This is a genomic window from Allobosea sp. NPDC003192, assembly GCF_050275675.1.
Lineage (GTDB): Bacteria > Pseudomonadota > Alphaproteobacteria > Rhizobiales > Beijerinckiaceae > Allobosea.
Genome location: NZ_JBNNPK010000031.1, coordinates 46,557 through 56,101, shown reverse-complemented (window position 1 = coordinate 56,101; position 9,545 = coordinate 46,557). Strand labels below are relative to the sequence as shown.

General features: G+C 61.2%; 7 protein-coding genes and 1 pseudogene. 4 read left to right on the top strand and 4 right to left on the bottom strand.

Annotated features, from left to right (window positions below; genetic code table 11):
• Positions 1–172: 172 nt before the first annotated feature.
• The 3 genes from ACQKLX_RS28275 to ACQKLX_RS28265 are packed head-to-tail and all read left to right on the top strand — an operon-like array spanning position 173 to position 3,422.
• Positions 173–1,354: a GIY-YIG domain-containing protein gene (locus ACQKLX_RS28275; protein WP_427364878.1), complete on the top strand. Its 1,182-nt coding sequence runs from the start codon at positions 173–175 to the stop codon at positions 1,352–1,354.
• Between the two features lie 12 nt (positions 1,355–1,366).
• Positions 1,367–2,968 carry an SIR2 family protein gene (locus ACQKLX_RS28270; RefSeq protein ID WP_427364877.1) on the top strand — a complete coding sequence of 534 codons (1,602 nt, stop codon included), beginning with the start codon at positions 1,367–1,369 and terminating at the stop codon, positions 2,966–2,968.
• Entirely contained in the window at positions 2,961–3,422 is a 462-nt protein-coding gene (locus tag ACQKLX_RS28265) for a nucleoside 2-deoxyribosyltransferase (RefSeq protein WP_427364876.1), read from the top strand. Before ACQKLX_RS28270 ends, ACQKLX_RS28265 begins: the two co-directional genes overlap by 8 nt.
• A 6-nt stretch (positions 3,423–3,428) precedes the next feature.
• On the opposite strand, the gene uvrA is transcribed toward ACQKLX_RS28265, so the two are convergent.
• The 4 genes and pseudogenes from uvrA to ACQKLX_RS28245 all read right to left on the bottom strand — a co-directional run.
• On the bottom strand, positions 3,429–6,344 hold the full coding sequence (gene uvrA, locus ACQKLX_RS28260; protein WP_427364882.1) for an excinuclease ABC subunit UvrA: 2,916 nt from the start codon (positions 6,342–6,344) through the stop codon (positions 3,429–3,431).
• A 191-nt stretch (positions 6,345–6,535) separates the two neighbouring features.
• Positions 6,536–7,735, bottom strand: a complete 1,200-nt coding sequence (locus ACQKLX_RS28255) for an MFS transporter (protein WP_427364875.1) — start codon at positions 7,733–7,735, stop codon at positions 6,536–6,538.
• On the bottom strand, positions 7,711–8,292 hold the full coding sequence (locus ACQKLX_RS28250) for a GNAT family N-acetyltransferase (RefSeq protein ID WP_427364881.1): 582 nt from the start codon (positions 8,290–8,292) through the stop codon (positions 7,711–7,713). The genes ACQKLX_RS28255 and ACQKLX_RS28250 overlap by 25 nt, the downstream gene beginning before the upstream one ends.
• A gap of 69 nt (positions 8,293–8,361) precedes the next feature.
• A pseudogene (locus tag ACQKLX_RS28245) lies at positions 8,362–8,502 on the bottom strand (hypothetical protein); the annotation flags it as partial.
• A 113-nt stretch (positions 8,503–8,615) separates the two neighbouring features.
• Here ACQKLX_RS28245 and ACQKLX_RS28240 point away from each other — a divergent pair.
• Positions 8,616–9,500 carry a LysR family transcriptional regulator gene (locus ACQKLX_RS28240; protein WP_427364874.1) on the top strand — a complete coding sequence of 295 codons (885 nt, stop codon included), beginning with the start codon at positions 8,616–8,618 and terminating at the stop codon, positions 9,498–9,500.
• Positions 9,501–9,545: the final 45 nt, after the last annotated feature.

Genomic DNA, 9,545 nt, shown 5'->3' with positions numbered 1-9,545 from the left:
CAGCCTCTGGCATACCTCCGGACGGCCGCCCCGTATGGGTGATGGGCGAGGGGATTGTACGGGAGGTTTTGGGCGCGGGGATAAGTTTGCGGCGGTAATCGGTGAACTCGCGTGCTAAAAAGCTCTCGCGTTCGATTCCGGGTGTTTTGGAAGTCACACGAGGCAAATGAAGATGGCGGTGGACGGTGCTCAAGGCGAGCTGTTTGCGCCTGTGAGCTATACGCTTCGCCCGGCGCTCATCGGCGCGGATGGAGCGCCGCCGTTCATCGTGATCGGCTGCAGCGGGGAAAAGCGTCGCGAAGCTGCTCCAGCTAAAAAGCTTTATACTTCGCGCCGGTTCAAGGCCAGCATAGCGCTTGCTGACGCGCTCGCTGCTCCGCATGCAGTTCTTTCTGCAAAACATGGGATTGTAGCATCCGAGACTCTTCTTGAGCCCTACGACCTGCATTTGTCAGCGCTGTCGGGGACGGAGCAGGATGCGTGGGCTCGGCAAGCTCTTGAGCAACTGCGCGCTCATGCATGCGGTCGTAATATAACTTTGCTTGCGTCCTCAGAATACGTCGATCCTCTTGTCAAGATTAATAATAATGGCGTCAAACAACTAATTATACAATCACCATGGTCTGATTTAGGCAAGCCCGATATCGGGGTTTGGCTGAATAAAGCTAGGCGCATGGCTGTAAGAATTCGCGACCTACGATTGATGTATAGTTGGATAGAGAATGAAAGAAGAGGTGGTCGTGTATTTAATTTTTGGGATTTGCCTAATAAAATTGTCCCTAAGAGGGGGGTGTATATTTTTCTGGATCGCCGAGAGTTAAATTTTCTTCAGGGAAGCCCTCGAATAGTTCGTATTGGTACGCATGGTGTGAGCCAGGGGTCAATGGCAACGCTGCGAGGGCGGCTTCGTAACCATTTAGGGCCGGCAACGGAAGTTGGTAATCACCGTGGATCGATTTTCCGACTTCATGTCGGACGTGCTATGTTAGAGGCTGAACAGCGTGGAGCATATCTGCCCACGTGGGGCGCGGGACAAGATGCCAGCGTTCAGGTTAAGGCCGTCGAAGTCGATCATGAAATAGCAGTATCGCGCTATCTCAGAGAGTTGGAGGTGGCGCTTATTGCCATCGATGACGAGCCGGCCAAAGAAAGCCTTAGGGCCAGCGTCGAAGCTCAGCTTATCGCGCTATGCAGCGAGGGAATGCACACCATTGATGTGCCGTCTTCTCATTGGCTTGGACGTAATTCTCCCGTCGCATTGATCCGAGGGTCTGGGTTGTGGAATATTCGGGGAGTTGGAGCAGATTATGATCCGAGTGCACGCGGCTCGGTTTCGGCTATCGTTGGGGGCTGACAAGAGATGAGTATGCTTGATGCGGCAATTGCCCGTCAGCCGCGGCTACCGCGCTTCCTGTGCCATATTTTCCAACGTTTGAAGCAGCAGCGACTCAATCTTGTAACAGGCGCGGGAATTTCAATCGATGCTGGAGTGCCTGGCTGGCATGCTCTGTTGGAGCGACTTGCTGCCCATGAGGAAGCGCTTAGACAGGACCTTGGCTTGCATCGAGCTGATGGTTTAAATCCAGAATATTTGGGTCAAATAATATATCATCGGTACAAGAACAACAACCCTTCTGATGTTCCCGAAGACCTGCGTGCTGCAACAATTGAGCACGGCTGGGGTGCCGCAATTCATAAGGCTATTTATCAGAATGTCGACGATGATATCGAAAAAGTAATTTCGAGCCATCCATATTTAGGTCAGTTGAGGGATGTGGCGCGAAAAGTGCCGCTTGTTATTAATTTTAATTTTGATGATATTTTGGCTGAAGTAATTGGCAATCAGATAAAGGTTGGGAATGTGCCTGGAAATGCTTTGAGTGTTTCTTGGCAGCCGCCGTTGACTGATCGCCAGGATTTAACGACAATCTATCATGTTAATGGTATTCTTCCGAGAGTTAGTTTAAAAAAGCGTAGTCCTCAGCTTATTTTTACTGAAGATTCTTTTGCTGATGCGCGAGCGCGCGCTCCGGGTGTTAGTGCTGAATATCTATTTCTTAGATTTGTTCAAAACACGATGCTGTTGATTGGCCATTCTTTGGCTGACAGTTCTCTAAAGAATTACCTTCGCTTGAATCGGGACAAGAGTCCGGCTAATCATCATTATATGTTGTTCTGGATTAAAGATAACGAGTCGATTTCACAGAGCAGAAGAGATGATATTTTTGAGGCAAATTTGGAATTATATAACCTAATTACAATTTTTCTTACTTCTACAGAAATCGGAGAATTCCTGCATATACTTAACAATGAGGAGCGCGAGTTTAGCGAGCTGGTTGCAGAACTTGGTTTAGACAAGCGGTCCCGGTATCATTATTATATCGCAGGGCCTGTTGCTGCGGGTAAGTCCACATTGCTTGAGCATCTTCGCTGCTTTCAAACGCATGAGGAATGGACCCGCCCACCCCCGAGCGAAATGTATCTTGCTTCCAATAAGATCAACGAGGCCCAGCAGGTAAAAGTTGATCAATTTATATATTCTGAGCTCAAAGAGAAAAATCGGCGAATGCATGTTGCGCCGGTCGGGTTTCATTTTATGGATAGGGCTCCCCTTGACCTATATGCATTCTCAAACACCGCTGCTGAAAATAAGGAGAAGACGCGTAGTTTGCGAGAAAAAGTAACACGTGATCACTCCTTGCAGCAGGGCGAGGTTATTTTTATAACTGCGACGCCAGGCACGTTGGTTCGTCGTAACATGGCAAGGGGGCGCTCTCCGGAAGATGCGGGTAAAGAAGATTACCTTGCTGGTCAGGCTAAGATTCTTGAAGAGATTTATAAGCCAAAATTTAAACTCTCAACTGAGCTTTGTGGGGCAGGGGAGGCTGCTAGGCGTGTGGCGCGTCACGTTTTGTTCAACGATTATTGCCCGGTAAATCTTGAAGCGATAGTCAATCGCTATGAATAGAAAAAATTTTTACAGAATCTATCTCGCTGCGCCTCTGTTCAATGATATGGAGCGGTCTTTCAATGTAAAATTGACAGAGGAATTAGAGCCAATGGCGGAAGTCTTCCTTCCGCAGCGCGACGGAAAATTAATGAGAGATCTAGTTCGCGATGGCACTCCACTTTCGGTAGCAAGGCAGATTGTCTTTCAGGCCGATATTTGTGCAATACGGCGGTGTGACTGCATAGTAGCGGTGCTGGACGGCCGAACTGTTGACGAAGGCGTTGCCTTCGAAATTGGCTTTGCGCGGGCGCTCGACAAGCTCTGTTTGGGGCTTAAGACGGACGATCGAGCTTTGCTTGCTTCGGGTGATAACCCAATGATCGTAGCAAGCTGTACTGAGATTTTTACTAGTAGAGCTGAGCTAGTGCACGCACTCTACAGCAAGCTCTCGGTGGTCCGGGGCGTGAGCTGACACCCTCTACTCCGCCGCTTCCCTCGCCCCCTTGCCCTTCAACGGCCGCCGCTCCAGCACCTCCTTGAGGAAGCGCGCGGTGTGGCCCTTGCCGATGCGGACGACATCCTCCGGCGTGCCCTGCGCCACGACCTCGCCGCCGCCGTCGCCGCCTTCGGGGCCCATGTCGATGATCCAGTCGGCGGTCTTGATCACTTCGAGATTATGCTCGATCACCACCACGGAATTGCCCTGCTCGACCAGCTCGTGCAGCACCTCCATCAGCTTGGCGACGTCGTGGAAATGCAGGCCGGTGGTCGGCTCGTCCAGGATGTAGAGGGTGCGGCCGGTGGCGCGCTTGCTGAGCTCCTTGGAGAGCTTGACGCGCTGCGCCTCGCCGCCCGAGAGCGTCGTCGCCTGCTGGCCGACCTTGACATAGTCGAGCCCGACGCGGGCGAGCGTCACCATCTTGTCGCGGATCGAGGGCACGGCCTTGAACAGGTCCTTGGCCTCCTCGACCGTCATGTCGAGCACGTCGGCGATCGAGCGCTCGCGGTATTTCACCTCGAGCGTCTCGCGGTCATAGCGCTTGCCCTTGCAGACGTCGCAGGTGACGTAGACGTCGGGCAGGAAGTGCATCTCGATCTTGATGACGCCGTCGCCCTGGCAGGCCTCGCAGCGGCCCCCTTTGACGTTGAAGCTGAACCTGCCTGCCTGATAGCCGCGCGCCTTGGCCTCGGGCAGGCCGGCGAACCATTCGCGGATCGGCGTGAAGGCGCCGGTATAGGTCGCCGGGTTCGAGCGCGGGGTGCGGCCGATCGGCGACTGGTCGATGTCGATGACCTTGTCGAGATGCTCCATGCCCTCGATGCGCTCATGCGGGGCAGGGTGCTCGATCGAGCCGTTGAGCTTGCGCGCGATCGCCTTGTAGAGCGTGTCGATGATCAGCGTCGACTTGCCGCCGCCGGAGACGCCGGTGATGCAGGTGAACAGGCCGAGCGGAATGTCGACCGTGACGTCCTTGAGGTTGTTGCCGCGGGCGCCGACGATCTTCAGGCTCCGGCCCTTCTGCGGCTTGCGGCGCTTCAACGGCACCGGCACGCTCATCTCGCCGGTGAGGTATTTGCCGGTGAGCGAGTTCGGGTCGGCCAGAATGTCCTGCGGCGTGCCCTTCGAGACGATCTCGCCGCCATGGATGCCGGCGCCGGGGCCGACATCGACGACATAGTCGGCGGTCAGGATCGCGTCCTCGTCATGCTCGACCACGATCACGGTGTTGCCGAGGTCGCGCAGGCGGCGCAGCGTGCCGAGCAGGCGCTCATTGTCGCGCTGGTGCAGGCCGATCGAGGGCTCGTCCAGCACATAGAGCACGCCGGTGAGGCCCGAACCGATCTGGCTGGCGAGGCGGATGCGCTGGCTCTCGCCGCCCGAGAGCGTGCGCGAGCCGCGGGCCAGCGTCAGGTATTCGAGGCCCACATCGAGCAGGAAGGTCAGGCGGTCGCGGATCTCCTTGAGGATGCGCGGGGCGATCTCGTTCTGCTTCTGCGACAGGCGCGAGGGCAGGGCGCTGACCCAGGCGAGCGCGTCCTTGACCGAGAGCTGCGAGATCTCGCCGATATGGCGCATGTCGATCTTGACCGCCAGCGCCTCGGGCTTGAGCCGGAAGCCGTTGCAGGCGGCGCAGGGCGTCTCCGACATGAAGCGGCCGATCTCCTCGCGGGCCCAGTCGCTCTCGGTCTCCTTCCAGCGCCGCTCCATATTGGTGATCACACCCTCGAAGGGCTTCTTCACCTCATAGGCGCGCAGGCCGTCATTATAGGCCATGCGCACGGCTTCCGTACCGGTGCCGAACAGGATGGCGTCGCGGGCGCTCGTTGGCAGCTCGCTCCAGGGCTTGGTGGTCGAGAAGCCGAAATGCTTGGCGAGCGCATCGAGCGTCTGGCCGTAATAGGGCGAGGTCGACTTGGCCCAGGGCGCGATCGCGCCCTTCTTCAGCGAGAGCGAATGATCCGGGACGATCATCTCCGGATCGATCCGCATCTCGTGGCCGAGGCCGTCGCAGGCCGGGCAGGCGCCGAACGGGTTGTTGAACGAGAACAGCCGCGGCTCGATCTCGGGGATGGTGAAGCCGGAGACCGGGCAGGCGAATTTCGAGGAGAAGGTGACGCGCTTGGCTTCGCCGTTCTCCTCCTTCTCGTCGGCATATTCGAAGACAGCGATGCCCTCGGCGAGGTCGAGCGCCTGCTCCAGCGAGTCGGCGAGGCGGGCGCCGAGATCGGGCCGGATCACGATGCGGTCGACCACCACGTCGATGTCGTGCTTGAACTTCTTGTCGAGCGCCGGGGCGTCGGGGATCTCGTAGAACTCGCCATTGACCTTGACGCGCTGGAAGCCGCGCTTCAGCCAGTCGGCCATCTCCTTGCGGAACTCGCCCTTGCGGCCGCGCACCACCGGCGCGAGCAGATAGCCGCGCGTCTTCTCCGGCAGCTCGACCAGGCGATCGACCATCTGCTGCACGGTCTGGCTCTCGATCGGCAGGCCGGTCGCCGGCGAATAGGGGATGCCGGCGCGCGCCCAGAGCAGGCGCATATAGTCGTGGATCTCGGTGACGGTGCCGACCGTCGAGCGCGGGTTCTTCGAGGTCGTCTTCTGCTCGATCGAGATCGCCGGCGAGAGCCCGTCGATCTGGTCGACATCGGGCTTCTGCATCATCTCGAGGAACTGGCGGGCATAGGCCGAGAGCGACTCGACATAGCGGCGCTGGCCCTCCGCATAGATCGTGTCGAAGGCGAGCGAGGACTTGCCCGAGCCGGACAGCCCGGTGAACACCACGAGCTTGTCGCGCGGAATGGCGAGGTCGACGTTCTTGAGATTGTGCTCGCGCGCGCCGCGCACCGAGATGACGCGGGCATTCGGATCGGCCGCACGGTTGCGGTCGAACATGTCTTCCAGCGTCGCGGCCTGTTCGGCGAGCGTGGTCTTGCGGGCCATGGTGGTGTCCGAATTGAGCTTAAGCCGTACAGATAGGGCAATCGCCGGGCCGTGCCAGTGCGGCCGGGCGAGAGGCGGGCATGAGTAACACGCAGCCGCGGATGTTGCCGCATTGTTCTTGTGGGGTGTGCTGACAGCGATTGTCAGGAGCGTGGCAGGCCGCGGAAGCGGCGCCGGAGCAGGATCGCCGAGACCAGCATGGCCAGCGCCAGCGTCCCGGACAGGATCAACGCTGCCGACGCGCCGTAGCGCTCGATCAGCAGGGCATAGACGAGCGGCGAGGCGGCCGAGAGGAAGAAGCCCGGCGCCAGCAGCCGGCCGACATAGGCGCCGTAGGTCCGCGGATCGAACAGCATCAGCGGCAGCGTGCCGCGCGTGATCGTCAGCACGCCATTGCCGGCGCCGTAGCAGAAGGCGAAGGCCAGCGCTGCCATGGCGCTCGCGCCACCAAAGAGGCCGACCGCGAAGCAGAACGGCAGCACCAGGCAGGCGATCAGGTTGAGATCGAACGGGCTGGTCTTCGCGCCGAACAAGACTTCGCCGAGCCGCGCCAGCGACTGGCCGATGCCGCGGGTCGAGCCGATCCAGACCGCGACCGCAGCGGGCAGGCCGAGCCCGGCGAGGATGCCGATCATATGGGCGGACATGCCGGCATTGAGAACGCCGGCAAAGGTGACGATCAGCGCATAGAGCAGACCGGCGAAGCGCGTATCGGCCGGGCTGAGAGTGACGACGGGTTTCGCCGCAGCCGCGTCGGACGGGGGCCGCGCCAAGACGGCTGGCAGAGTCAGATGCAGCGGCAAGGTGAGCAGCGCGAAGCCGGCATAGGCGATGAGCGCACCGCGCCAGCCGAACTGCTCGGCGAGGGCATGGCCGAGCGGCCAGAACACGGTCGAGGCCAGGCCGCCGAGCAGAGTGATCTGGGCGATCGGCCGGCGCGCGGCGCTGCCGCCGATGCGGGCCAGGGCCGCGAAGGCGGCGTCGTATAGACTGAGCCGCATGGCGAGGCCGAGGCAAAGCCAGGCGGCGTAATAGGCCGCGATCGTGTGGGCGAAGGCGAGGCCAAGGCAGCCGGCGGCCGTCAGCAGCGAGCCCACGCACATCACGGCGCGGCCGCCATGGCGGTCGATCAGCCGGCCGACAGCTCCCGAGGTCAGCCCCATAACCAGGAGCCCGGCCGAGAGCCCGCCATGGATGATCGCCTGCGACCAGCCGAGCTCGCCCGCGATCAGCTCACCGAAGGCGCCGACCAGATAATAGGAGATGCCCCAGGAGATGAGCTGCGCCAACCCGAGGCAGAAGACGGTGCTGCGGGAGATCACCTTGCCGATCCGGCCGTCCATGGCTGTGGCAACGTCTGGTCGCCCGGACCGAGGCTGCGCTGCATCAGCACGGTGTCGACCCAGCGGCCGAGCTTGAAGCCGGCCGAGCGCAGAGTGCCGACCGGCTCGAAGCCGAAGCGGCGATGCAGGCCGATCGAACCGGTATTGCCGCTATCGCCGATCACCGCCAGCATCTGTCGCCAGGGCCCCGCCTCGCAGCGGCCGATCAAGCCCGAGAGCAGCGCCCCGCCGATGCCGCGGCCGGCCTGGCCCTGCGCGACATAGACCGAATCCTCGATCGTGTGGCGATAGGCCGGGCGGGGGCGATAGCTGCTGGCATAGCTGTAGCCGACGATTTGGCCGCCCAACTCGGCGGCGAGATAGGGCAGGCCGAGGCCGAGCACCGCCTGCCGGCGCGCCAGCATCTCCTCGACGCTCGGCGGCGTCTCCTCGAAGCTGGCGAGGCCGTGCAGGACATGATGGGTATAGATCGCCTGGATCGCGGCCATGTCCGCCTCCTGCGCATCGCGGACGAGGATGGGGGATGCCGCGTTGCCGGCGGTCACGGAAGTCGTCATCACTATCGTTCCGGCCCGGCCGGGCCGCCTTTCCGTCCTGTCGGGGCGCCCGGTCAGCGCCTCCTGCCGCGTTACACCGATGTCGGCGAGACGGTGCTCGTCGAGTTCGCGCAGGGTCCGCGATTGCTGATAGCGCGAATGCTGGGAGGCGCCGAGATAGTTTGCCGCCTCGCGCAGCAGCTGTCGTCCCGCATCCCAGATCCCGTTCATCGCTCGCGCCCTGTCACGGCCAGGCTCTTCCCGAACCGCCAAGGCACCTTGCGCTTTGCCGTCTCATAAATGAAGCTTCTCGAAGTTATGCAGAGCATGAGAAATTCTTTGAGATGCGCGACCTTCGCCTCGACCAGCTCGACAGCTTCCGCCAGGTGATCGCGCTCGGCAGCTTCTCGGCGGCGGCCGAGCGGCTGGGCCTGAGCCAGCCGGCGGTCAGCCTGCAGATCCGCGAGCTCGAACGCCGGCTCGGCGTGGTTCTGATCGAACGTGTGGGGCGTCGGGCGCAGCCGACCGCAGCGGGCACCGAGCTGCTCGATCATGCCGGCCGGATCGAGGCGGCGGCCGCGGCGGCGCAAGAGGCGATGGCGCGCCATGCCACCGGTGCGATGGGCCGCGTGCGGATCGGCACCGGCGCCACTGCCTGCATCTTCCTGCTGCCGCCGCTGCTGCGCGATTTGCGCCAGCGCCATCCGACGCTGGAGATCACTGTCAGCACCGGCAACACCTCCGACATCGTCAAGGCGATCGAGGACAACCAGATTGATATCGGCCTGGTCTCGCTGCCGGCCGCTGGCCGCAGCCTCGATGTGACGCCGCTGCTGGAAGACGAATTCGCCGTGATCGCCCCGCCGGGCATGGATCTGCCGGCGCGATTGACGCCGGAAGCGCTGGCGCGCCTGCCGGTGCTGCTGTTCGAACCGGGCGGCATCACCAGACGCATCGCCGATGAATGGTTCGCCCGCGCCGGCGTGACGCTGAAACCGGTTATGTCGCTCGGCAGTGTCGAGGCGATCAAGCGGCTGGTCGGCGCCGGCCTCGGCTGCGCTGTATTGCCCGGCATGGCGGTGCGCGGCGAGAGCGATGGATTGGTTGTCCGCTCTTTGTCGCCGCGGGTGCATCGCACGCTCGGCCTCGTCCTGCGCAAGGACAAGCCGCTGCATCGCGGCCTGCGCGAGACGCTGAAGGCGTTGCGGTCGCTGGGAACGCTCGGCTGAGCCTGCACTGCTGACAGGTCCGGTCAGGCGCGCGGTCCATCCCAT